General features: G+C 46.4%; 23 protein-coding genes. 9 read left to right on the top strand and 14 right to left on the bottom strand.

The genetic code is table 11. The annotated features are described in order from the left end of the window. Nucleotides 1-178: 178 nt before the first annotated feature. The 3 genes from QUB68_RS15125 (at nucleotide 179) to QUB68_RS15115 (ending at nucleotide 4,943) form a co-directional block, all read left to right on the top strand. A complete protein-coding gene (locus QUB68_RS15125; protein WP_332993780.1) occupies nucleotides 179-1,771 on the top strand; it encodes a M16 family metallopeptidase in 1,593 nt (530 codons plus the stop codon). Between the two features lie 322 nt (nucleotides 1,772-2,093). Continuing rightward, nucleotides 2,094-3,575, top strand: coding sequence for a M16 family metallopeptidase (locus QUB68_RS15120; protein WP_332993778.1), 1,482 nt, complete (start codon nucleotides 2,094-2,096; stop codon nucleotides 3,573-3,575). Nucleotides 3,576-3,683: 108 nt separating this feature from the next. Further along, complete coding sequence (locus QUB68_RS15115) at nucleotides 3,684-4,943, top strand: class I SAM-dependent methyltransferase (protein WP_332993775.1); 1,260 nt, start codon at nucleotides 3,684-3,686, stop codon at nucleotides 4,941-4,943. An 86-nt stretch (nucleotides 4,944-5,029) separates the two neighbouring features. Here the strand turns inward: QUB68_RS15115 and QUB68_RS15110 are convergent, their stop codons facing one another. The 3 genes from QUB68_RS15110 to QUB68_RS15100 all read right to left on the bottom strand — a co-directional run bounded on the left by QUB68_RS15110 (nucleotide 5,030) and on the right by QUB68_RS15100 (nucleotide 7,922). Next, a complete protein-coding gene (locus tag QUB68_RS15110; RefSeq protein WP_332993773.1) occupies nucleotides 5,030-5,776 on the bottom strand; it encodes a Uma2 family endonuclease in 747 nt (248 codons plus the stop codon). Between the two features lie 296 nt (nucleotides 5,777-6,072). Further along, on the bottom strand, nucleotides 6,073-7,464 hold the full coding sequence (gene asnS / locus QUB68_RS15105) for an asparagine--tRNA ligase (RefSeq protein WP_332993771.1): 1,392 nt from the start codon (nucleotides 7,462-7,464) through the stop codon (nucleotides 6,073-6,075). A 92-nt stretch (nucleotides 7,465-7,556) separates the two neighbouring features. After that, entirely contained in the window at nucleotides 7,557-7,922 is a 366-nt protein-coding gene (locus QUB68_RS15100) for a DUF2203 domain-containing protein (protein WP_332993768.1), read from the bottom strand. Between the two features lie 116 nt (nucleotides 7,923-8,038). Here QUB68_RS15100 and QUB68_RS15095 point away from each other — a divergent pair, with 116 nt between their 5' ends. Next, a complete protein-coding gene (locus tag QUB68_RS15095; protein ID WP_332993766.1) occupies nucleotides 8,039-8,314 on the top strand; it encodes a DUF6439 family protein in 276 nt (91 codons plus the stop codon). A gap of 243 nt (nucleotides 8,315-8,557) precedes the next feature. Here the strand turns inward: QUB68_RS15095 and QUB68_RS15090 are convergent, their stop codons facing one another. After that, the gene (locus QUB68_RS15090) at nucleotides 8,558-9,046 is read right to left on the bottom strand and encodes an ATP-binding protein (RefSeq protein WP_332993764.1); all 489 of its coding nucleotides are present in this window, start codon (nucleotides 9,044-9,046) and stop codon (nucleotides 8,558-8,560) included. Between the two features lie 348 nt (nucleotides 9,047-9,394). Here QUB68_RS15090 and QUB68_RS15085 point away from each other — a divergent pair, with 348 nt between their 5' ends. Genes QUB68_RS15085 through QUB68_RS15075 form a run of 3 tightly spaced genes read left to right on the top strand, consistent with a single transcriptional unit; the run spans nucleotide 9,395 to nucleotide 10,851 of the window. After that, complete coding sequence (locus QUB68_RS15085) at nucleotides 9,395-9,703, top strand: hypothetical protein (protein WP_332993763.1); 309 nt, start codon at nucleotides 9,395-9,397, stop codon at nucleotides 9,701-9,703. 28 nt (nucleotides 9,704-9,731) lie between these two features. Next, on the top strand, nucleotides 9,732-10,613 hold the full coding sequence (locus QUB68_RS15080) for an alpha/beta fold hydrolase (RefSeq protein WP_332993760.1): 882 nt from the start codon (nucleotides 9,732-9,734) through the stop codon (nucleotides 10,611-10,613). Continuing rightward, a complete protein-coding gene (locus QUB68_RS15075; RefSeq protein WP_332993757.1) occupies nucleotides 10,603-10,851 on the top strand; it encodes a hypothetical protein in 249 nt (82 codons plus the stop codon). Before QUB68_RS15080 ends, QUB68_RS15075 begins: the two co-directional genes overlap by 11 nt. A 4-nt stretch (nucleotides 10,852-10,855) precedes the next feature. Here the strand turns inward: QUB68_RS15075 and QUB68_RS15070 are convergent, their stop codons facing one another. Then, nucleotides 10,856-11,260 carry a gamma-glutamylcyclotransferase family protein gene (locus QUB68_RS15070; protein ID WP_332993755.1) on the bottom strand — a complete coding sequence of 135 codons (405 nt, stop codon included), beginning with the start codon at nucleotides 11,258-11,260 and terminating at the stop codon, nucleotides 10,856-10,858. A 119-nt stretch (nucleotides 11,261-11,379) separates the two neighbouring features. On the opposite strand from QUB68_RS15070, the gene QUB68_RS15065 reads away from it, so the two are divergent. Continuing rightward, nucleotides 11,380-11,979 (top strand): glyoxalase-like domain protein, encoded by a 600-nt coding sequence (locus QUB68_RS15065; RefSeq protein WP_332993753.1) that lies wholly within the window; start codon nucleotides 11,380-11,382, stop codon nucleotides 11,977-11,979. A 189-nt stretch (nucleotides 11,980-12,168) separates the two neighbouring features. On the opposite strand, the gene QUB68_RS15060 is transcribed toward QUB68_RS15065, so the two are convergent. The 4 genes from QUB68_RS15060 to QUB68_RS15045 all read right to left on the bottom strand — a co-directional run bounded on the left by QUB68_RS15060 (nucleotide 12,169) and on the right by QUB68_RS15045 (nucleotide 15,837). Beyond that, on the bottom strand, nucleotides 12,169-13,446 hold the full coding sequence (locus QUB68_RS15060) for a bifunctional sterol desaturase/short chain dehydrogenase (protein ID WP_332993751.1): 1,278 nt from the start codon (nucleotides 13,444-13,446) through the stop codon (nucleotides 12,169-12,171). 73 nt (nucleotides 13,447-13,519) lie between these two features. Further along, a complete protein-coding gene (locus tag QUB68_RS15055) occupies nucleotides 13,520-14,146 on the bottom strand; it encodes a restriction endonuclease subunit R (RefSeq protein WP_332993749.1) in 627 nt (208 codons plus the stop codon). 23 nt (nucleotides 14,147-14,169) lie between these two features. Beyond that, nucleotides 14,170-14,793 (bottom strand): restriction endonuclease subunit R, encoded by a 624-nt coding sequence (locus QUB68_RS15050; protein WP_332993746.1) that lies wholly within the window; start codon nucleotides 14,791-14,793, stop codon nucleotides 14,170-14,172. Between the two features lie 105 nt (nucleotides 14,794-14,898). Continuing rightward, a complete protein-coding gene (locus QUB68_RS15045; RefSeq protein ID WP_332993743.1) occupies nucleotides 14,899-15,837 on the bottom strand; it encodes a polysaccharide deacetylase family protein in 939 nt (312 codons plus the stop codon). 99 nt (nucleotides 15,838-15,936) lie between these two features. Here QUB68_RS15045 and QUB68_RS15040 point away from each other — a divergent pair, with 99 nt between their 5' ends. Next, on the top strand, nucleotides 15,937-16,641 hold the full coding sequence (locus QUB68_RS15040; protein WP_332993741.1) for a Uma2 family endonuclease: 705 nt from the start codon (nucleotides 15,937-15,939) through the stop codon (nucleotides 16,639-16,641). Nucleotides 16,642-16,676: 35 nt separating this feature from the next. Here the strand turns inward: QUB68_RS15040 and QUB68_RS15035 are convergent, their stop codons facing one another. The 5 genes from QUB68_RS15035 to QUB68_RS15015 form a co-directional block, all read right to left on the bottom strand. Beyond that, nucleotides 16,677-18,317, bottom strand: coding sequence for a hypothetical protein (locus tag QUB68_RS15035; RefSeq protein ID WP_332993738.1), 1,641 nt, complete (start codon nucleotides 18,315-18,317; stop codon nucleotides 16,677-16,679). Nucleotides 18,318-18,667: 350 nt separating this feature from the next. After that, a complete protein-coding gene (gene psb27 / locus QUB68_RS15030; RefSeq protein WP_332993735.1) occupies nucleotides 18,668-19,066 on the bottom strand; it encodes a photosystem II protein Psb27 in 399 nt (132 codons plus the stop codon). A gap of 293 nt (nucleotides 19,067-19,359) precedes the next feature. Further along, nucleotides 19,360-20,613: a DNA replication/repair protein RecF gene (locus QUB68_RS15025; RefSeq protein ID WP_332993734.1), complete on the bottom strand. Its 1,254-nt coding sequence runs from the start codon at nucleotides 20,611-20,613 to the stop codon at nucleotides 19,360-19,362. A 171-nt stretch (nucleotides 20,614-20,784) separates the two neighbouring features. Next, the gene (locus QUB68_RS15020) at nucleotides 20,785-23,604 is read right to left on the bottom strand and encodes a cation-translocating P-type ATPase (protein WP_332993732.1); all 2,820 of its coding nucleotides are present in this window, start codon (nucleotides 23,602-23,604) and stop codon (nucleotides 20,785-20,787) included. 287 nt (nucleotides 23,605-23,891) lie between these two features. Next, the gene (locus QUB68_RS15015) at nucleotides 23,892-24,098 is read right to left on the bottom strand and encodes a hypothetical protein (protein ID WP_332993730.1); all 207 of its coding nucleotides are present in this window, start codon (nucleotides 24,096-24,098) and stop codon (nucleotides 23,892-23,894) included. Between the last annotated feature and the right edge of the window lie 416 nt (nucleotides 24,099-24,514).

Here is a 24,514-nt window from a genome sequence, read left to right as displayed (position 1 = left end):
AACTCCTTGCCGGGCCCCAGACCCTTTTTGAGATTTGCTGTATCAGCCTAACATCTGCGGCGCAACAGATCGCTTATGCCTCCAAAAATCTTTATCCTTAAGAAAGAATCCCTGGCATTGAGCGCAAACATTTTTTTGTTTGACAATCCAAAATCTAAAATCTAAAATCTAAAATCGAATGACTCCGCAGTTCCAAAAACCACGCGCGGCGAAGCTATCCCCTAGGGAATCGCCCCGCAAAACTCGATTCATCGCCTCCCTGCTCGCCGCTGTACTGCTGTGGTGGGGGATTTCACCCGAAATCGCCCTCGCCCGCGAGAACCCCGCTAACGGCTCCCAAGCAGTGTCTGTTCAACCGTCGCTCGATCGAGTAATCAAGCAAGTCACGGAATTTAAGCTCGACAACGGCATGACATTCGTGGTGCTCGAAAGGCCCAGATCCCCCGTAGCATCGTTTTTGATTCACGCTGACGTGGGAGGCGCCAACGAACCCGAGGGCCAAACCGGAGTCGCGCACTATCTCGAACATTTAGCCTTTAAAGGTACGCCAAAAATCGGCACTACCGACTACAAAGCGGAAAAACCGCTGCTAGAAAAACAAGACCAACTCTTCGAGCAAATGCAAGCAGCGAAGGCGAGCGGCAAAACTGAAGAAGTCGCTAAATTCAAAGCAGAATTTGACAAGGTTGAAGCCGAAGCATTGCAATTTGTCAAGCGCAACGAATTCGGCAAAATAGTCGAACAAGCAGGCGGAGTCGGACTAAATGCCGCTACTTCTATCGATGCTACAATGTATTTTTATAGCTTACCAGCTAACAAATTAGAACTGTGGATGTCTATGGAATCGGAGCGATTTCTAGAACCTGTTTTTCGGGAATTTTATAAGGAAAAACAGGTAATTTTAGAAGAACGCCGACTGCGAACTGAGAATTCGGCGATCGGGCAAATGGTCGAAGTTTTTGCTGACAAAGCTTTCTCTGTTCATCCTTACCGCCGCCCGGTAATTGGCTACACTGAAGACATTAAGAACCTCACGCGCAGCCAGGTGCAGACTTTTTTTGATAGCCATTACATCCCCAGCAAACTGACTGTGGCGGTTGTAGGAGACGTGAAAGCTGCGGAGGTGAAGCGTCTCGCTCAAATTTATTTCGGCCGCTACAAGGCGAAACCAGCGCCTCCTGAATTGCAAATTGTGGAGCCTCCCCAAACGCAAACTAAGGAAGTCACGCTGAAGTTAAAAACTCAACCTTGGTATTTGGAAGGATACCACAGGCCGGCGATGAATCATCCCGACAATGCGGTTTATGAAATCATTGGTTCTTTGCTCAGCAGTGGCCGCACTTCTCGGCTTTATAAGTCTTTGGTAGAGCAACAGCAGTTGGCGCTGGCTGCTCAAGGTTTCAGTGGTTATCCGGGGGAAAAGTACCCGAATTTGATGTTATTTTATGCTCAAACTGCTCCGGGTAAGACTGTTGATGAGGTAGCGGTGGCTTTGAGTAAGGAAATCGATCGCCTAAAAACTGAGCCGGTGTCTGCTTTGGAGTTGGAGCGGGTGAAAACTCAGGCGAGAGCGGGTTTATTGCGATCGCTCAATTCTAATATGGGCATGGCATTTTCGCTGCTGGATTATCAAGTGAAAACTGGTTCGTGGAAAAATTTGTTTAAGGAGTTGGATGCGATCGCGGCTGTTGCTCCTGCTGATATTCAACGTGTTTCTCAGGCAACTTTCCGCCCGGAAAATAAAACAATTGGTAAGCTTTTGCCGCTGTAAAGAAGTCATTGGTCATTAGTCATTGGTCATTGGTGTCAACTTAAGCTGAAACCTAGTGCCGATTTTCTGTCTAGCGATTAGGCCTAGATCCCCCCTAGCCCCCCGAAAGCAAGGGGGGGACAGGAGTATTCTCAAAGTCCCCCGACTATCCGGGGGATTTAGGGGGATCTGGCCTCGGACAAAAGCGAGATTTACTCGTTCCCAGGCAGAGCCAGGGAACCAGTTAAAAGCGAGATTTGCTCGTTTCCAGGCTCTGCCTGGGAACGCAGATCCAGAGGCTCTGCCTCGTTGAATTGTCAACAAATGAAACTTAGGAGAAAGAATGAAAAGGACTAAATTGAAACTGAAGAAAGTAAAGTTATTTCTGCTGTCGCTTTGCTTTTTTACTGTTTCACTTGGCACATTTAATTTGTTACCTTCGTTAGCGGCTGGGCCCAAACACTATGACGAATTAAAATTCCCGGCGCTGGCAGAAATTAAACTGCCTAAATACACTCGATTTGAGCTGAAAAATGGCATTCGCGTGTATCTAATGGAAGATAGAGAACTCCCGTTAGTTGGGGGGACGGCGCTATTTCGCACGGGCGATCGTTTTGAACCTGCTGATAAAATTGGCTTGGGAACTTTGACGGGAGAAGTGATGCGAACTGGCGGCACGAGTCGGCATACGGCTGATGAACTAAATCAGTTGCTAGAACAGCGTGCTGCTTCGGTAGAAACGGGGATTGATGTTACTTCTGGGAACGCTAATTTTAGTGCTTTAGCTGAAGATTTAGAACCCGTTTTTGACTTGTTTGCGGAAGTGATTCGGGAGCCAATTTTTGCTAACGAAAAGTTCGATTTAGCGAGGAATCAAGAGCAAGGTGGGATCGCCCGCCGGAATGACGATCCTAACGGTATTACTGGCCGCGAGTTTCAAAAGTTAATTTATGGCGATCGCAGTCCTTACGCGCGCACGGTAGAATACAAGACTCTCGCCAATATTTCCCGCGATGATTTGGTGGGTTTCTACCAGAAGTATTTCCACCCCAAGAATATGATTTTGGGTATTTCTGGCGATTTTGATACTGCTAAAATGCGATCGCTCGTTGAGCAAAAATTCGGCAATTGGCAACCGACGCAGAGTGCAGAAATGCCTGCGCTACCAACGGTATCGCCCGCAAATCAAGGCGGCATATTTTTGGTAGATCAGCCGCAATTGAGTCAAAGTTACGTGCAGATGGGACATTTGGGCGGAATGCTCAACAGTCCTGATTACGGTGCTTTGGACGTGATGAATGGGGTTATGAACGGTTTTGGCGGGCGTTTGTTCAATAATGTGCGATCGCGCCAAGGCTTAGCCTACACGGTATACGCCTCTTGGAGTCCGAGATTTGACTATCCTGGGGTGTTTGTGGCTGGAGGGCAAACGCGATCGGACGCGACAGTACCGTTTATCAAGGCAATTCGCGCTGAGATCGATCGTATCCGCACCGAAGCAATTACCGCCGAAGAATTAGCTTTTGCTAAAGATTCCACCCTGAATTCTTTCATCTTCAAATTTGAAAATCCCAGTCAAACTTTGTCCAGACTAATGCGCTACGAATACTACGGTTATCCTGAAGATTTCATTTTTCGCTACCGCCGCAGCATCGAAGCAGCCACAATTGCTGACGTGCAGCGCGTAGCTCAGACTTACTTGAAACCGGAGAATTTGGTAACATTAGTAGTGGGAAATACTGCGGGGATTCAACCGCCATTATCGAGTTTGGGAACTTCGGTAAAAGTGCAATCTGTTGATATCACAATTCCGTCGGCGACTTAATCGATGATTCGTGTGACGCACCAGACTATTGTGTGGTGCGTCACTGTGAGATTGTGGATCTAATTTGTAAATCTTCGATGGCGAACCCTACGGCTACTGAATAATATAATGAATATCAACACGCAAGAGCAATTCGAGTTAATTCTAGATTCTAGTATAGAAAGTCAAGAATTTATCAGATTAACTTTAGGAAAATATAGAGGAGGAGAAGACGGTTTAACTAAAATTATTGTGAGAATCGTACAATTTAAATCAAGCATAAAACTTTCTTTTACCTATGGCTACAAAACTAAGGAAATAGTCAAAAATTACCCAATCGAAGAAGGAGTAGATTTAATCAAAACCCTGATTGGCAGTGACTTTATGAGTATTAGATTATTCTCTATCAAGCAAGATGTTCAACTTGAATATGGTAAAAGTCAGAATCCTAAAATTAATTTTATTAAGCCCACTTTTACCAATCCTGTTGATACGAATCCGCAGGAACACGATCACAGGAAGAAACGGTATATTGAATCCCAAAATAATGTATATCTCAGAGCATTAGGCATTACCAATAGTCAAGGTAATGTCGTAAAAACGATGGAAGATAAGTTCAGACAGATAAATAAGTTTGTTGAAATCATACATGGCTTACTTGAATCATCAGGATTGGCAGGGAAGAGTCATATCTCTGTAGTTGACATGGGTTCAGGCAAGGGATACTTAACCTTCGCAATATATGATTTTTTGAACAATATTTTAGACAAAGAAGCATCAGTTATCGGTATAGAAAGCAGAATACATTTAGTAGATTTTTGTAACTCTGTTGCCCAATCAGTTAATTTTGAAAGGTTACATTTTAACCAAGGAAACATCAGTAACTATAGCGCAGAAAAATCAGACATAACCATCGCACTTCATGCGTGCGATACTGCAACAGATGATGCAATTTATAAAGGGATACAGTCTGATTCTTCTTTAATCATCCTAGCACCATGCTGCCACAAGCAAGTTAGGAAACAGATTCATCCGAATATGGTTTTGAAGGATCTGCTGAAGTCTGGCATTTTGCTGGAGAGGCAATCGGAAATAGTGACTGATGGATTAAGGGCACTTCTACTTGAATTGTCTGGCTACAAAACTAAGGTTTTTGAGTTTATATCTGCTGAACATACGAGTAAGAATATAATGATTGTGGGAATCAAAAGCAATCATAGTATCAATAAGGAGCAGATTATTGGACAAATCAAAGACATCAAAAAACTTTATGGCATCAATTTTCACTATTTAGAGACTTTACTATTTCCCGACTTCTTTCTTTCCCCTGATCTGGCTGATCTAATTAATGCTGAGTTGGTAAGCGATCGCCCTATAATACCAATTTGAACCCGATCGCCTTCAAGCAGTAATGCTGGGTTTGAAGCGCCGTATGGTCAATTTGGATGGAGTCGCGATTTCCCCGATCGCCCGAATCACGTCAGCCGATCGATATCAACACCCAACTCCCGCAACTTAGCCGCCAATAAATCCGCCCGCTGACGTTCGCGTTCCGCCCGCAGCCGTTCATATTCCGCTTGTTCCGAACTCCACAGCAGCAAATTTCCCTGCGAATCCCACCAGCGCAGCCAGTTAATAGTTTGTCCCAGCCGTTCCCCCGACCAAATCCCCAGCCACAAATCCAACTCTGGAATCCGCACCCGTCCTGACGCATCAGCAGCCTGCGTTTCATAGGCTCCATTTAGCAGATACCGCACTTCCAGCTTGGGCTCGTAGGGGTCATAAGTCACATAGGTGGGCACTTGCAGAATCTGTTCGTAGAAGTAGAGCTTGCCGTAGGGAGGAGTCGATCGCACAGACAATTCGCTGTAATCCTCATTAGACAAAAACTCCATCACCACCGATACCGGCGCACCCTCCAGATTCGGCGTGTAACTGCGGCGAATCGTGCCCTCTGCAACTCGATGCACTTGCGGCACGAAAAACCAATCCGGTGCTTTGACTACAGTCTGCTTATTTACCGTCGCTACCAGTCCAAAATTGGAACCGATCAGGGCGATGGGAGCGATCGATCCAGCGGCTCCCAGAGCATCGGTGAGAGCAGCAGCAAGCGACGGTTGTTGAATATTTTCCACAGGATCGTCCGGTAAAACAAAGTCGGCTGGTAGGGGTTCCCAGGTGATAGTTAATGCTTTAGAACTGGATGGGATTTGAAGTACCATTAGCTACATACCATTTTAAATTTTAGAGTTTAGATTTTAGATTGAAAAAGCGTAGGGAAACGGCATTGCCCAAAACGTGTCAACTTAAGCTCAAGCATAGTCAGAGACGGCTGTTTGGCGACCAAGGCTAGATCCCCCCTAGCCCCCCTTAACAAGGGGGGGACAAGAATCTTCTCAAAGTCCCCCTTCTTAAGGGGGATTTAGGGGGATCTGGCCTAGGCAATAAACGAGATTTATCAATGGTTTTAGGCTTAAGTTGACACTAATTGACATTGCCGTTTCCCTACAGTTTACCGCTAAAAATCAATAGTCAAAGGCGCTCTCGGAAACGGAATTACATCCCGAATATTGCCCATTCCCGTCATAAACTGCACCAACCGTTCAAAGCCCAAACCAAAGCCAGCATGAGGTACAGTACCGTAGCGGCGCAAATCCAAATACCACCACAACTCCTCCTTATTCATACCCTGTGCGTCCATGCGCCGCTCCAACACATCCAGCCGTTCTTCCCGCTGCGAACCGCCGATAATTTCCCCAATATTCGGAGCCAAAACATCCATTGCTCGCACGGTTTTCTCGTCATCGCTTAAACGCATATAAAATGCTTTAATCCCGACGGGATAATCGCTGACAATCGTCGGCTTTTTAAACAACTCCTCAGCCAAATAGCGCTCGTGTTCCGACTGCAAATCCAAGCCCCAGCTTACCGGAAAATCAAACTTTTTGTCGGCTTTTTCCAAAAGTGCGATCGCCTCCGTGTAAGTAATCCGCTCAAACTGATTGTTAATAATATTTTCAGCAGTCGCCAAAACTGTCTTATCAATGCGCTCATTGAAAAACTCCATATCTTCCGGGCAATGCTCCAAAACAAACTTAAAAATGTACTTTAAAAACGCCTCAGCCAAATCCATATTTCCCTGCAAATCGCAGAAAGCCATCTCCGGCTCAATCATCCAAAACTCAGCTAAATGCCGCGAAGTATTAGAATTTTCGGCTCGGAAAGTCGGGCCAAAAGTGTAAACATTGCCGAAAGCCAGCGCCATAACTTCCGCTTCCAACTGACCGCTAACTGTTAAATAAGCGCGCTTGCCAAAAAAGTCTTTCGCATAATCAACCTCTTGCGAATCAGTGCGCGGTACATTCTTTAAATCAAAGTTAGTAACGGCGAACATTTCCCCCGCACCTTCGCAATCGCTAGCAGCAAGAATCGGAGTGTGAACCCACAAAAAGCCGCGTTCTTGAAAAAATTGGTGTACCGCCGCCGAACAAGCATTGCGGACTCGAAAAACAGCGCCGTGGGTGTTTGTGCGCGGCCGCAAATGCGCGATTGTCCGCAAGAATTCTAATGAATGGCGCTTTTTTTGCAGCGGATAAGTTTGCGGGTCTGCTTCACCGTAAACTTGTACTTGTAAAGCTTTCAACTCAATGCGCTGTCCTTTCGCCGGAGACGCTACCAGCACTCCCGACACTTCTAAAGATGCACCTGTATTGATTTGTTTGAGTACATTTTCAAAATCAGGCAAATCGGAATTTATAACTACTTGCAAGTTAGCCATCGCCGAACCGTCGTTGACTTCGACAAAGGCAAATTCTTTTAATTCGCGCTTAGTACGAACCCAGCCTTGAACTGTTACAGTTTGATCGGGTTCCCCCGCGCGCAAAATTGCTGCAATTCGTTGATTAGTCATATCCACTCCCGTTTATTTAATATTTTGCACTATATCTCTGTTTTCTCTTCCTCTGCGCCCTCTGCGCCCTCTGCGGTAAAAAAAATCCAAAACTATCCCGCATAGGATTTCAACATCCAACCAAGCAAAATGCCGAGTCCCCCAAAGCGAACTGCTTGCCAAAAAGGTTGTTTGATGCTTCCCCAAGAAAACAGGCTGCTTTCTAAATTTAACTCGATCGTTTCCAATTCTTGCTCAATTTCCCGCAATTCTTGCTTGAGTTGCGGCAGTCGATTTTGGCGCAGAGACTGGCGCACATCTTCGCGGCGATGGCCGAGTTCGGCTTGGCGCTGTCGATCGACCTGAATTTGAGTGTAACGCTCTTTGACTGCCGCGAGCGATCGCTCCACTGCTGCGATCGCCTCCACCAACTCATTTTCTGACTCTTCCCGATTTAACTCTGACGGCTGTTGAGGCATTTCGATCTGCAAACCTGACAATACTTAAAAAAAACCAATTTCCAATTAAGTTGTTATTATATGCAGTATATTTTTCAAATTCAAAAACCCTAACCAAATCGCTATAATTGCCATCTATGCTTGAAACTACACAAACAACCCAAACTGTCAACCTCAACGAGCTTAGCACAGTAGAACTAGCCCAAGCCCTAGCAGCCCGCCTCGCCATTTCCGAAAAAGATTGGCACCGCCTCAAAGCCAACCGTTCTGCGCGCGCCGGAGAGCAAGCCTCGGCCGCTTTGGTCTTTTTGCTCAAAAAACAGCCAGAAGAAGCTCTCCCGCGCTTAAAACAAGCAGCAGGATGGCTGGATGGATCGATTTCTGCTCCTCCCTGTCCCACCCACGGCAAATAATTTTGAGTATTGAGTTAAATATTTGATTAGTCATTCACAACTTAGACAATCGCGCCGCTCGATCGAGCAGCGCGATGGGGAGTTAAAAAAGATTTTATACTTTTCTTACTCAAAACTCACATTTTGCATTATCATCAACTATCAATAGCCAGAGCCTGCAAATTCTCCATTCCCGGTTCCCCGCGGTCACGAAAAAATAGGCAGCTCTCGCTGATCCGTGAAAAATGCTGGAAAATATCGGTTCTAGCGCAAGCGCGGCAGTCGGTAGCGACTGGGAAGTTCTTTGCACAGCCTTAACTCTGTACCTTGAGCATTCCACTCTACCCGATCGAATATTTGGTAAAGAATAAACAGCCCCCTACCGCATTCTTGTTCAACATGGGGTAGTGCAGAGTTATCTGCAACATCCTCTGCTATGAGACTGTCGCAATTATCGCTATAAAGGTCACAACCGCAAGGGGCTTTAAAGCCAGAACCTTCATCCGATATCACCCACCAGTATTGGTTTTGGACGATCGAAAAACGGACTCCAACAGTTTTACCGGGGTCTAACTTGTTTCCATGCTTAGCAGCATTTACCAAAGCTTCTTGAAGCCCCAACCGCAATTCGGCTTGCCAGTGAGCCGGAACCTCTGCTAGGAGCAGATCCAAAATAGGACAAAGGTATAGGGTAGAAGCGAAGCTAATCGTAATCCAATTGCGTCCGACCGGACGGGCTGAAATAGCAATCACTCAGAAAACTCCCTAACTTTCAGGTGGATCAACTTCACACCCTGCATAGTTGGCTCCCTAGTATTCAAAATGCTAATTAATTGAGCGGCACAGCTCTACTTCTATCTTAGAGTATTAAAGCCGTTAAGAAAAGCAGAGAACCTCAGAAAATATTCTGTGATTCTCAGAAACGAATGCCCAGAAGCACCAGTAATTTTATTTATAACTGCTATCAGCAGCCTGATTTTTGCTCTCAGCTTTTGCTACCGCAGCTTCGCTGTGCCCGCTGCCTCCCCAGCCGTCAACACCTCGCTACAAAACGATCCCCACCTTGAAAAGAGCGGAAATATCTATTAAAAAGTCGATCCCTTGACTGCTCGCCAAGGGGACTCCACCCTCGCCGCCCCAGATGAGGGCCGATCGCCCACAACTCCTAATTGTCCCCAAAGATCGCACTTATCATACCTAGGTGTGTTGCCGCCAATGCCCGATATATTTCCCAAATACCGATCGCACACTGAGAACCCACTGCTGCGGCCTTTACCAAATCAATATTTGTTACAAAACTTATTTTACCTGAGTGCGATCGCCCAACTCGCCAAAATTGACGTATCCCTTGCTGACCAAACCCTGGCGCCTTTGCCAAATTTAATAAATTTAAACGCCACGATACAATAGTTAAAGTAAATACTTATTTCTTTACATTATGCAAACCACCGCAGCCCCGATCGCGGGCACATACTGGCAGTGGCGGGGGCATTCAGTATACTACGTGCGATCTAGCGATCGACATCCCGAACGCCCTCCCCTGCTGTTAATTCACGGTTTTGGAGCATCCACAGACCACTGGCGCAAAAATATCAGCGGGCTGAGCAAAGACTTTGAAGTGTGGGCGATCGACCTTTTGGGATTCGGGCGATCGGCAAAACCCGAAATCCAGTACAGCGGCGACCTCTGGCGCGACCAACTCCACGACTTCATCACCACCATCATCGGCCGGCCCGCCGTACTAGCCGGCAACTCCCTCGGAGGCTACGCAGCCTTGTGCGTAGCAGCAGGGCGCCCCGAATCCGCCGCCGGACTGATCTTAATCAACAGCGCCGGCCCCTTCAGCGAACCCCAGCCCGCACCCGAAGCCCCGCCCTTGCAAAAAGCCATATCTGCCGTAGCTAAAACCTTATTTCAGCAAGATTGGGCAAGTTTTCTGCTGTTCCAATACGTGCGCCAGCGATCGACCATTCGGAAAACCTTAGAAAAAGTTTATCTCGACCAAAGCGCCGTCACAGACCAATTAGTAGAAGAAATTTACCAACCATCCTGCGATCCGGGTGCGCCCAAAGTATTCGCCTCCGTATTCCGGACGCCCCAAGGCGAAAAAATCGACGTATTGCTGAGTCAATTAAACTGCCCGCTGCTAATGCTGTGGGGAGAAGGCGACCCCTGGATGAATTCTACAGACAGAAGCGCCAAATTTCGCAAACACTATCCGCAGTTGACCGAACACTTTATCAAAGCCGGTCACTGTCCCCACGACGAAGTACCAGAACAGGTAAACGAACTGATTCGCGGATGGATAATTGACCAATAGTCGATCGGCAAATCGGATGATTTTCCCCCGCAGCATCTCCTCCCTCAGAGATCGGGAAAATCATTCGATTTGCGCTCAACCTCTATGTATTGTGCAAACACCAACGCCATTAATTTCTAGTAATTCTCAGGAGGCGCCGGACAAACGTCGGTGTCGCAGTAGGGAACAGCGGTTACGGTTACAGGTTCGCTGGCTAAATTGCGGTGCGATCGCAATTTACCAAGCTAATCTGCACTAACGACTTATTTTGTGAAAAACCTATTTTCCCACGTCCCATCGGGCAGCCAGATGCCTCCTAGAGCACGCACGCGATCGGGTAACATCAAGTATGCCCAAGCCTGGCCCAGAGATTTGAGCTGTCGATCGCAAATTTCGATGGACTGCCGCTGATATTCGTTTTGTGCAGGTTCCCGCAGCGGATCGTAGTCTTCCAGTCGGTCTAAATCGTCCAAAATAGCGGAATTTGCAAAACAGAGGAGAAAACCGCAGATAGTACCATCTCCGGCCACCATCGCAGGATAGCCGATCGGCAGTGCAAAAAGTTGACCGCGGGCGATCGCGGGACAAGCATCCACAACCTTTCCCTCGCAGTAGCGCAGGTAGTTGCACTCCCCCGGCTTGAGAGTGCCGTAGACAAAGACTTTCATCGGGTAGGGCTTAACCGCTAGTTTTTGCTATATTAGATGCCAAGCTAATAGTTTAAGTCTCGCGGGCGATCGCGAGTGGAATCTTCCTAAATTTCGTTGTTTACCCTTTCTTATAATTCATGACTCTAGCAGTTAGTTTTATTGCTTTTGGACTTCGGCCTTTATACTTGAGCTCCTTTTTGCCCGACTTGCCCCTGGACAGCTTGTTTTCGACTCAAGGGATTATGGTGATGCTGCTGGCCGCCTATGCGGGGGCGATGTGGATGTTTCTCACCAGTGCTCCGAAGGTACACACCGTGATGGTATCGGATCTCGCGCAAGCCAGGGAGTTCTATGAAGGTATGCTCAGCCTCCCCGTAGCAGAAGTGCCACTGCACTACTACTACAATTACGAGCAAACCTTGGGGACAAATGGTATCGATCCCCTGTATTTGTCGCCGAATGTCGGGAGGGGAACGAGCACTCAAACGATGGCAAATCCCGAGGGCTTGTGGTATCAGTTGATGAAAAATACTCAACTGCACATTATTAGCGGGGCTGGTGTAGGCGAAAAAAATCGCGAACGTCATGTTTGTTTCGATCGCGATTGTTTGGATCAGCTATTGATGAGGGTACAAACTCGGGGGATTAGTTATAAAATTCGCCGGGAAAAGCCGCTGAATTTCTTGGTCAAGGATTATGACGGCCGCGTCATTGAAATGGCAGAGGTTAGTAATTAGATAAGAGTCGGCGGTTGAAACTCGGCGGTTGAAACTCGGCGGTTGAAACCGCGACTATACAAACGATGTCCGCCTCCGCGGACTGAATAAAATAACGTAATTTTAACGGTCTGTGTTCAACCCGCGGAGGCGGGTTTTGTCTGTGTCGCCGCGGTTTCCAACCGCCCGGTATTATGGGTTTCTCGTGTGTCAATTAATCTTAGCTTCAACGCTGGATTTTGCCGATACCGCCGCTGCTTTAACCTCTGAAATCGCCTTGCGACTAAAGAGTTGGAAATACAAAGAAACAAAGAATTCTTTGACTGGGAAAACAATCAAAGTCAAAGGATTGATTGTGACGATGATATTGCGGACATCAGCTTTAGCTTGTTTGACAATTTGCTGCGCTACCCAGTCAGGAGACATAATGCCGATCGGGTTTAAGTTGCTTTTGAACGGCCCTAAAATCAGTTTACGCACGATACAGGGCGCATCCAGCCTGCGCAGGGTGACTAAATCTCCCAAGGCGCGTTTGCTGAGTTCGTACAGGGGACTGACAGCGGGAATCACTTCTGCTTCTGAAGTGTTGATCCAGACTTCTTTGCAAGCGATGTTTTCGTTAGTACGGACTGTTAAGAAAAAGAGTTCCATCAGCCGCCACGCGGAAAAAGTGTTAATTTCGTATGAGTTTGCGATCGCCTCTCCGGTTCTTTCTCCCTGTACATTAATCCCGTGATTGATCACCAGAATATCAATTTTTTCTAACAATTTGGCTAAATCTGCCTCTTCGCCAGCGTGCCAAGTTACGGTTTTTACAGGCAAAATCTCGCCGTCTACATTCAAAGTAATTTCCTCATTTCCAGACGAGAGGGCGATAACTTTTGCACCAGCTTTGTGCAGGTGTTTCAGAAGCAAACGCCCTAATGTTCCCGATGCACCGGTGACGGCGACAGTTTTGCCTTTGAGAGAAAGTGCTGTACCCATAAGTTTATCTATTAAGGTGAAAGTACCGCAATAGTAAGCATTTTGATTGTCGAAGTGGTGCCGCCAATGATAAGGTTTATTAACGAACCAGTTACCGGGGATAGTCTGGAAGTTTCCCGGTTGGTGGGTGATGTCGGTTAATTCGTCTGCGCCTTTGATTCCACACGCGCGGGCGATCGCGCTCAACAAAAAGCCTAAAGTATAAATACAACCCGCTGCTGCGCCCCAGTGATATTGCGGCAGCCAAAAATAAGCTAAAACCCACAGCAACAAGCCCAAAACCAACATCGCCCCACCTTCGGGCACGTCGTGACGCCAGTGTGCTTGCTTGTAAATTGTCTCGCTGACAGCAGTCAAATTCGGGCGGAAAACCCGGTGATGCCAATTGTGCAGCTTTTGCAAAGGCGGCACATAATGAGACGCGACGTGATAAAAGTCTCGGATGATTTCTGCCCAAAAGACAGAAGCTATTCCCACAGCGCCGACTATCCAGTAATTTACCATGCTCGCACCAGTTTCAAATTTGAGATATTAGATATTGTCTGCTTTGAAAGATAACTCAAAATGGCTTTTATTGCTAGTCTGGTAATTGACTCAGGCGTTTTAAAATCTGCAAGACGCGGTACAATTCATTGCCTGGATTGCGGATTACAAATTCTGGAGATAAGGCGAACTCTGGAGTTTCCCCTCTGACTAACTTGACAAAAATGAAGTTAGCCCCTGTGGCAATCATCCCAAAAGTGGGAGTTTGGGGATGGGGATCTGCCAGCATATATGTCAGGAGTTGGGCAAGTGCTGCGTCAGTTGAGAAAGAAAGTTGTTTTGATTCAATTACTGTTACCCAAAAGTCTTTTTTCAAGATGAGAATGTCTATTCTGCCTTCGATGATTCTGCCTTCGTCTTCTTCTTGAATGGCGATCGACTTTTCGGCTTTAAGTTGAAAAGGAGACTCATACAGACCGGCAATAAACAAAATGGGGCTGATAATCGCCAGTTTGACTGCATTTTCTAACAAAGGCGGGGAGTCTACCAAGTTGTAGTAGATATCTTGAACGCGATCGAGCAATTGTTTTTCTGTGTCTGTTACTTCCGGCAAATTTTCTTGCCATTCTGGGAATAAATCATTTTTCCGAACTCGCTGTAAGCCGAAGTTATCGATTAAATAGCGGAGGTTGATCTCTCTTGGTTGAAGTTTTTGTACCATAATTTGCACCACAATTTACTATTTTAAGCTAGTTGACTCAGGCGTTTGAATATCTGCAAAACACTGTACAGTTCATTGTCGCGTCTACGAATTGAAAATTGCTCTGACAAAGCATAACGTGGAGTTTCCCCTCTAACCAACTTAAGAAAAATAAAGTTACCGCCAGTAGTAATCATCCCAAAAGTAGGTTTTTCTGGATAAGGACTAGCCCACATATAAGCCAGGAGTTGTCCCAGTCCTTCTTCAATCGAAAAAGCTGCTTTCTTTGACTCAATTACCATTACCCAAAATTGGTCTTTTAAAAGTAAAACATCTAGTCTGCCTTCGATGATTACACCATCATCTTCTTCTTGAATTTGAATTGATTTTTCAGCTTTTACCTGAAAAGGAGACAGATAAAAGCCGGCAATAAACAACAGCGGCCCCACTACTGACAGTTTAACGACATTTTCCAGTAAGGGCGGATATGTAAGTAAATTGATAAATCCGGCTTTTAGCAGATCTAGCAATTGTTTTTCTAAGTCAGTGATTTCTGGTAAATCTTCTTGAAATTCTCGAAGAAATTCCTCATCTTCTGCTAGCTGAAGACCGAAGTTGTCTATCAAGTAGCGAATGTTTATATCTTTAGCTGCGAGTGTTTGTGTCATTGTTTTATTTTTATATAACTATAATCCTATTCTACAGCAGTTTTTCTGCATTTTGGTATTTATACAGATATTTTTTGACATTTCACAACTTGTATGCAGCGTAATTTATTTAGGTTTCTGGTCGGCAGTTTGCTGTTTTTGGGCTGCTTGCATTTGCAACAATTGCGGCACGGTGACAAAACTATATCCCTGCTGTTTGAGTTTGGGAATGATTACAGAGACGGCCTCGACTGTTTGCTGGCGATCGCCACCACCGTCATGCAACAATACGATCGCCCCCGATGTCGCTCTTGACAGCACGCTGCGGGCGATCGCAGCCGCCGGAGGTTGCGAAAAGTCTTTGGGGTCGATCGACCACATGACAACTGCATAATTTTTCTTTTTAGCATAATCTGCGAAACCGTTATTTAATCGGCCACCGGGAGGACGAAACAACAAACTTTTCGCGCCAGTCGATCGATAAATATGAACCCCAGTATTATCTATTTCATCCGATGCTGTTTTTTCGGTAACATTATGATAGTAATGATGCCAAGTATGATTGCCGATCGCATTTCCCGCTTTTACTACTTGCTTCGCTATTTCTGGATACTCTCGCAAATTTGCACCCAAACAGAAAAATGTAGCTACCGCATTATGTTTCTCTAAAACTTGTAATATTTTCAAAGTTTCCGCAGTTGGGCCATCATCAAATGTCAGGGCGATAACTTTGGAGTCGCTGATATTTGCTTGATAAACAATTTGGCTGCGAAATTGCGCCTGTGGCGCGAAGACTAAAGGTTGTTGGGCGGGTTTCGGAGTCGGAGTTGCGGGGGGAGAAGCGGGTATTTGGGGTTTGGGCGGTTTCAGGAGATTGGGCGGGGGATTGCAAAAAGGGGGGATTTGGGCGATTCTCTTGATTGGTGTAGCCGCCGTAGGGACGGGCTGCGCTAACGAATTTGAATTGAGAGTTTGTCGATTTTCTGATGATAGCAAAATTAGGGCGATCGATCCGATAACTATAGCGGTTTTAATCCACGATTTTTTAGTAAATTTGGTGATCATTAACTGTTATTTGCTGTCAACTATCTAATTATCGTTTACAACTTTATCTAAAATTAGTTAAAATCCAAGATAGCAACGCATCATCACAGGAGAAAAGCCATGATTGCTCCGGCAAATCTCAGCCGCATCACGATTCCCCCTTTAGAAAATGGCGATTTGCTCAGCCGTGCAGAATTCGAGCGGCGCTATACAGCCATGCCCGCACTCAAAAAAGCAGAATTAATTGAAGGAATTGTTTATATGGCTTCACCCTTACGCTTTGAACCCCACGCCGAACCCCACGCCGATTTAATGGGGTGGCTGTGGACTTACAAAATTGCTACTCCCGGCGTGCGTCTGGGCGATAATCCCACCGTGCGTCTCGACGTAGATAACGAACCCCAACCCGATGCTGTACTGCTAATTGATGCTCAACGCGGCGGCCAAACTTGCCTTAGCGATGACGGCTATATCGAAGGCGCACCCGAATTTGTTGCCGAAATTTCTGCGAGTACCGCTACGATCGATCTGCGCGACAAAAAGCGAGTTTACCGCCGCAATGGAGTCAAAGAATATTTAGTTTGGCAAGTAATGAATCGCCGAATCGATTGGTTTTCCTTGCAGGAAGAAGAATATATTTCTCTGCTCCCCGATGCTGAAGGAATTATCCGCAGCAGAGTTTTTCCGGGGTTGTGGCTGGCAGTATCAGCACTTGTAGATGGAGATATGCCAAGTGCGATCGCAACTCTTCAAGCCGGATTAAACAGTGACGCACATCAAGAGTTTGTCCAACAGTTAGCTTCTTTTCCAAAGGCTACTTTATAGAGACGCAATTCGTCGCGTCTCTACAAATAATATTCCTACAACCGGCAAGTTTGCCGCGCCCTTTCATCCTCCACTTCTTGCCACCCAAAAGAAAAATGACTCACCGCATTAATTTGCGGCGTTGCAGAGCGAATTGCCCGCATTTGAATTTCCAAAGACGGCCGATTTTTTAGAGATTTCCCCCAATCTCCGGCAATCGCAGGAATGATTTTTGCTCCCGGAGGCGCTAAACTAACTGTCCGCTGTACCTGCGGCACAATGCAGCTTACATCCCCACAATTTCCGTAAGACATTGCATGGAATTCTACACCAGCCGGAAACCTATCCCAAGGCTGTAATCTCGAATCAAATCCCCCTTGATTTATCTTTTGGTTTCCATTAGGAAAAAACACCGCTCCTACAGGAATTCCCATTCTTTGAGCTGGTTGAGTTGCCATTCCGAAAAAATCTAAAATTCCTTGGACTGCGTGAGCAACGCTCAGTTGCCAGAGGTCTTTTTGCAGGATGCCAGTATCGGGAAGTGGCCGTGTTGGTGTTGGTGTGGGAGTTGCAGCATTTGGTGATTTTGTAGCGGGAGTTATTGAAGCTGCTTTTGATGTGGCATTCCCCTTAGAAACTGGAGTTGCTAGCGGAACAGGTTGCGGAATTCGCCCCTGCCAAAGAGGTTCTTGCTCGGTTGGATACTGTTTGACTACTGCTTGAACGTCATTAGTATTGATAAATCCTTTGGTCAAATATCGCTGAATTAAATCTCGTCCTTGCTGATTGTTAGCCCGCTGCAAAAGCATTTGCTGCGATGCTGTGCCGTAAATCCACAAGTCTTGAACTTTGGTAGCAACTGAAGCTGGCCCGACGCCCCGTACATAGCGAATGTAGTCGAATAACATTCCTTGGGGCTTCCGCTTGACTATTTGATTTACTAACAAAGCATAGTCTTGTCTTGCTTGCAGATTGTAGGGATCGACAAAGGCGTGGGTGGCGTGACTTTCTCCGGTTTGGTCGTCTAAACCCGCGTCTTGAATTACTGTTAAACTTGTCTGATTTTTGCCGTTGACGGCGAGGGTTTGCTGTCTGTCGGAACGCTGAGAATATGTATAGCCAAAGTTCATGGTAAATAACCAGGCGTATACTTTTAATCCTCGCTGTTTGCCTTTGGCGATCGCCTTTTCCAACAAATCATATTTTTCGTAGCCGCGATTTCTCACAACCGCAGGCCAAGCAGTTGGATTGTCTGCCGCCGGAAGTAGCACTTGACCGTCATAAAACACTTCGACATAGACTTGATTGTAGCCTTTATTCACAACTTTGTCTAATACGCGATCGATTTCTCCGGGTCTGACATCGCAGGGATACAAGCGCAGCCAAACAGCTTGGGTTTCGGGCCAAGTTTTTTGGCGACATTCTGCTATTTCCCGGGCGTGTTTGCTCAAAACTGCAAAATATGCTTGCTGAGATTCCGGTTTTCCTGACAGGGCGGCGCGGCGCAAGTCTTCTTTTTGGTTTACCTGCTCTTTGGATAATTGGCAATAGGCTGATGTTTCGGCAAAGGCTGGTTGATTTTCGATAAACGGCCAAATAAGCTGGCTGATGAAGCTACTGGTTAAAACAGCAGTTACCGCACTTAAAAAGCGTCGCTGGTGTTGAAAGTTCGCGATGCGAGTTGGTGCAATTTTCATGGGATAATTAAATTTGGTTTTCTAGTTTTAATTGGGTGGCGATCGCCGGATTGCCGATCGCCCAGACGCACACCTACAAATTTCTACTGTTTTTTGGTTGACCTAGTTATGGCACAAGTCGATCGCACAATGCAAATTCAGTTGGAGCGGCTATTTAGAGCGTGTGCGATCGAATAAGGATAAGACGGGCGCGGTTGAAACCGCCGTCTTATCTAAATGCCGCAAAAAAAGCGCCTGGGTAGAGCGGGCGCTAAAAACAGTTGATATTTCTACTAAAAATTGTTAACACTCAAATATCAAGGATGAAAGATGAATTATTAAAAATTATCCTTTATCCCTAAAGTTTGAGATTAAGATCCTCTGGTGAGAGCAGATTCTACCTGCTGAAATTCTGACTCAAGACGCTTTTTCAACTTTTCAGGAACGGGACGGTTGGGATAGGAACTATAATGTCCTGCCAAAGAGTTTAATGCAGTCCGCATTGTCGTGAAAGATGCCAGCTTGGTAAGAGCGGGATCGCGGCGGTATGCTGCGAAAAAATCATTGATACTTGTGCGAGCAGCGGCTTGAGCGGCTGCTTTTTCCGGCGCGCCATCTGGCAAAGTGAGCGCTGTTCTCAAGCTCTTCACTAATGCTAATGTGTCTTGGCCATAGTCTCCGCTGAGAGTGGCCGGAACATTGGTACAGCCCGCTACGCCGATGACAACAACTAATACCAGCGCTAACAGACGGGAAATGTAATGCTTCATAAGGGTTAGAAAAATGGAAGCGAAAGCGGCAATCAAAATTAACCTTTATCCTATCTCGAATTGAGCTAATAATGTCAAATTTTCATTATTTTTTGCAGCAATACCATGAAAAGTAAAATTTGTCAATCTCACATGGATTGATATCATATCGGCTCGAATGATCGCAATCAAATTGGTTCGTAGTGAGGACTTTAGTCCGCATCCGTCAGAGGACTTTAGTCCTCACTACAAACTGTTTTTATGAGGACTAAGTAAGCGGACATAATATAATTTATTAATATTAACACTCAAATCTAAACTTGATTAATTTGTCCGGAAGCCACGGAGAGAATTTGGGTTTGCCGCAGCCACTGACTGTCAAAAGCCCCTAGGTGAGTGGTAGTAATCAGAGTTTGAAATCGTTCTTGAATTGTTTCTAAAAGTTGATTTTGGCGGCTTAAATCGAGTTCTGCAAGTACGTCGTCGAGCAATAGTAACGGTGCTTCGCCGACGACTTCTTCTATAAGCTGCAATTCGGCTAGTTTTAATGCTAATACGAGGGTTCGCTGCTGGCCTTGGGAGGCGTATTGACGGGCTGGGGTATTGTTAATTGTAAATGTAATGTCGTCGCGGTGCGGGCCGACTAAGGTGGTTCCTTGAAACTGTTCTGCGATCGCCCTTTGCTGAATTTTCTCTAAAAATGCTTGCCGCACTCCTTCGAGATTGTCTTTACCGATTAATTCCGAGCTTACTTCAATATTAGCATCGTATTTGACATCTAAAACTTCTGTTGAACCGCTAATTGAACCGTGCCAATTTCGAGCTAAAGGCATCAATCGCTCCAAAATTCGATCGCGCCTGCGGATCACGCGAGCCCCCGCTGTCGCCAATTGCGCGTCCCACAAAGCTAATTCTGAACTGGGAATGGGGGATTGGGCATTGGGCATTGGGCATTGGGCATTGGGCATTGGGAATTCTGCGATATTTTGGTCTTCGGGAGTTTCAGATCCGATAAATCGCATTTTGTCAAAAGTCTCGGAAAATTCGGCTTTCCTGATTGCTTTAGAACGTTTTAACAGAGCATTTCGCTGGCGCAAAATTTGGTTGTATTGCTGCAAAATATGAGCGTAAATCGGCTCTAATTGGATGACTAGCCGATCGATCCAATTGCGCCTTCCTTCGGGGCCGCCGCGCACTAAGTCTAAATCCAAACAGGAAAACTGTACCACATTGATGACGCTCAAGAAGTCTAAATGGCGACGCAGCGGTTCGCCGTTGAGCTTCAGGGTGCGGCGCGCCGCTTGGCGCAGTGTTAACGATAAGTCGATCGCTCCGGTTTGACGTTCGAGTGTAGCATCTATTTGGGCGATCGGCTTTGAGTCGAGGATTAAATCGCGATCGCGCGATACTCTGTGGCTTTTTAAGGTGGAAAGCAACTCTACCGCTTCTAACAAGTTAGATTTTCCTTGGGCGTTATTTCCTACTAAAATTGTTTTGGGAGCGTCAAACGCTACCTTTTGATCGAAGTAGTTCCGAAACTGCCGTAGGTGCAGTGTTTTCAAATACATAATATTAGTTATTGGTTATTAGTTATTGGTTATTAGTTATTAGTTATTGGTTATTGTAATACAGTCATCGTAGGGTGCGCATTGCGCACCTTACCTATTGTAGTGAGGACTTTATTCCTCTGACTTTGCGGACTAAAGTCCTCACTACAAACCAAATATCGGCTAACAATACTACTTTCGAGCTTTGTACAAACGCACAAACAGTTTTTCCATTTCAATCCAGACAAACATCAGGGCACTGAAACCGAAGCAAACCAGTAACTCAAAAGGCGTCAAATAGTGAGTACCGAAAAATGCTCTCAGCGGCGGAACATAAATCAACATCAATTGCAAACCAGTAGTAACAATCACAGCTCCCCAAACAAAAACATTAGTGCGGGGGTCTAACTCGATAGTTAGCTGAGTATTAGAGCGAATTGCGATCGCGTGCCCCATTTGTGCTAAACACAGTGTTGTAAACACCATTGTTTTCCAAGCCTCTGGATTCCTGTGTCCCGGAGCGTGAGTATATCCGTAAGCCCAGGACATCATGGCGATCGTCAAAATCGCAAAAATAATCCCGATCCGAATCATATAAGAACCCAAACCCCGCGCAAAAATACTTTCTCGCGGACTGAAAGGAGCCTTTTTCATCACGTTCGGTTCGGCAGGTTCCACGGCCAAGGCCAAAGCGGGAACACCATCTGTGACTAAGTTCATCCACAAAATTTGCAGCGGAGTTAGCGGCACTCCTCCCAAACCCATTAAAGGTGCAGCGGCAATTGTCAAAACTTCGCCAATATTACTGCCCAAAATGTATTTAATAAAGCGGCGAATGTTGGTATAAACCACTCGGCCTTCTTCAGCGGCGGCGACAATAGTTGCGAAGTTGTCGTCGAGGAGCACCATATCGCTAGCTTCTTTGCTGACATCGGTGCCGGTAATCCCCATTGCGATGCCGATATCGGCTTGTTTCAAAGCGGGCGCGTCGTTAACTCCGTCGCCCGTCATCGCTACAAATTTGCCCCAGCTTTGCAAAGCTTGGACAATGCGTAATTTGTGTTCGGGAGAGACGCGGGCGTAAACGCTAACCTGTTCGACTTGCTGTTTGAGTTCTTCTTGGCTGAGCTTTTCTAATTCTTGACCGGTGAGAACTCGATCGCCCTCTGTGGCAATTCCTAAGTCATAGGCGATCGCTTTTGCCGTCAACTGGTGATCTCCTGTAATCATCACCACCCGAATGCCTGCATCGCGGCATTTCACCACGGCTTCGCGCACTTCCGGGCGCGGCGCATCCAGCATACTAACGAGTCCCAGCCAAATCATCTCTTGTTCGCTGGTTTCCTCGGAACCTTCGGGCGGCACGTTTTCCCAGATTTTGTATGCAAACCCCAGGACTCGCAAACCGCCGCTTGCCATGTTGTTGTTTTCGACGAGGATACGATCGCGCATTTCCTGAGTTAAAGGTTGTACTCGATCGCCGACTATAATGCCTTTGCAGCGCTCCAAAGTCAACTCTGGAGAACCTTTGGTCAGCATCAAATAATTCTGCTGCTGTCCTTCAACTGCTGGAAATCCCGAATGTCCCGAATGTCCCGGCACTTCGCAAATCACGCTCATCCGCTTGCGTTCGGAAGAAAAAGGAAATTCCGCCGTGCGTTGCAGCCATTGAGACTGTTGTTCCTTATAAATGCCTGCTTTTCCGGCTAAAGACAGCAGAGCTCCTTCTGTGGGGTCGCCCAAAATCTTCCATTCTTGCTGTTCTTGCTGCAATACTGCGTCGTTGCAAACTGCACAGGCAATTAATAAAGATTCGAGTTCTGGATATTCTTCTAAATTAGTAATTTGGGCCGAGGTATGGCGATCGGTAAAATCTCCGATCGGGGCATAGCCGTCGCCTCCGACGGCGACAGTGCAGTCGCCTGTAGACACGAGCTGCACTACCATTTTATTTTGGGTCAGAGTGCCTGTTTTGTCGGAACAAATAGTTGTTACCGAGCCCAAAGTCTCTACTGCTGGCAGTTTACGAATTAGGGCGTTTCGCTTCACCATCCGCCTAGTTCCGAGTGCCAAAGTAACTGTCACAACTGCGGCAAGTCCTTCGGGAACCACAGCCACAGCCATGCTGAGAGAAACTTTTAACAGTTCTGGAAACCTGCTGGTATCGAACCCGATGCCGCCGTTCTTGAAGGTGATCATGCCGCCAATGACAACAACTGCGACTAAGGCTAGGGCACCGGAAACTAGAACATTTCCTAACTGTCCCATCCGCTGTTGGAGGGGAGTCGGTTCGGTTTCTACTGACTGAAGCATGGCGGCAATTTTGCCAATTTCAGTTTGCATTCCGGTGTTGGTGACGATCGCCTTAGCGCGTCCCTGAACAACTTCTGTGCCCTGAAAAATTAGGTTGAGCCGATCGCCCAAGGAAGCATCTTCGGGAAGTTCGAGATTAGCTTGCTTGGTAGCTGCGATCGCTTCTCCCGTCAAAGCAGATTCTCTCACTTGCAGGTTGGAAGCTTCGATCAAGCGTCCGTCGGCAGCTATTTTTACCCCAGCCTCTAACAGCATCACGTCTCCGGGTACGAGTTCCTTGGCTGCTATTTCCAAAGTTTTGCCATCCCGCAGGACTCTGACTAGGGGAGAAGAGAGGTTTTTGAGGGCTGCGAGGGCTTTTTCAGCACTTTTCTCTTGGAAATAGCCGAGAATGCCGTTGAGCACTACGATCGCAAAAATGGCGATCGCATCTTTGGGAAAAGTATTCGACTGGATGTCCAAGAATCCAGAAACCACGGCCACACCCATCAGCATTATCAACATGATGTTGGTGAACTGATCGACAAAAATCGACCAAGAACTGCGGCCTCCTGTTTCTTCTAGTTCGTTGGTGCCGTATTGCTGCAAGCGTTCTGACACCTGTTGGCTGCTCAAGCCAGCGTCTTTGTTGCTGCTTAGCTGCTGGAGAGTTTTGTCAATTGCTACGGTGTGCCAAGAAGAGGGAGAATTTGAAGACATAAATTACGATCGAGCATAGGGCAATTAGGGGACTGCGGCCGAACAAGCTACCGCCGATGGATGTGGCTGATGGCAGTGAGAGAGTTTTTAGTTTTGCATCAAAAATTGCTTAACTTGAGACTCGTATTGGGCCCCGGTTCGATGCCAAGAGAGCAGGAAGCTTTTTTCACCTCACTGCGTCTTGCGGCTCGTTAGCGAAGCCCTCGAAGAGGATCGCGCCGTTTGTAGACCTACCGCTGACAGCACTTATCTACTTTACAACTAAAAATTAGCAATTTCTTCGGCTTTTATCCAATGCCCAACGGCTGAGTCTTCTCGCTAAATGCTGATATTTGGGGCATAAACTGAGGCGGTGGCGATCGGGCCCGCAATCTTTGGGATTTTACCGCCACCGAATTCTGTCGGCATCCTGCATTGGGCAGAATTTGTGCTGTTTTCCCTATTCCCCTGCCTTGTTTTTGCAAAACTTTAATTTTGTTTACTTTTCTTAACAATCCCGTCTTTTCCCTGGAAAACGCAACATGGGCGATGGCCCACGGGAAAATTCGGGCTGCCCCACCGCTAGATTACGGGCGTTGGAACCAGGCTAAGGGTTTCGCGCTGTCCTATCGCATCTACCGCAGGGAGTAGATTTACTCCCACTAGCCACCTAGCGATTTACCTTCTCAGAGAGATAAGTTTCTGTAATAAATTGTAATAAACAAACGCGGACGAGCATTGTATAAAGTTATCAGAGGGTTGAAACGACACGCTAAAGTTAACAAAAACACTGATTAACAAGGTTTGTCGGATCTCATAAAAGGTGTAAAATTTTCTAAGGTTTCTTAAACGTCCGTTACAATGTCACAATAGTGAAGGTAGCGGAAAGGGAGAGATCGATCGGAGCAGCAGATTAGCTGGCATCAAATTT

Origin of the sequence: Microcoleus sp. A006_D1 (genome assembly GCF_036702805.1) — a bacterium.
Taxonomy (GTDB): Bacteria; Cyanobacteriota; Cyanobacteriia; order Cyanobacteriales; family Microcoleaceae; genus Microcoleus.
Note: the sequence above shows the minus strand (reverse complement) of the source record. Positions and strands in the feature narration are given on the sequence as shown.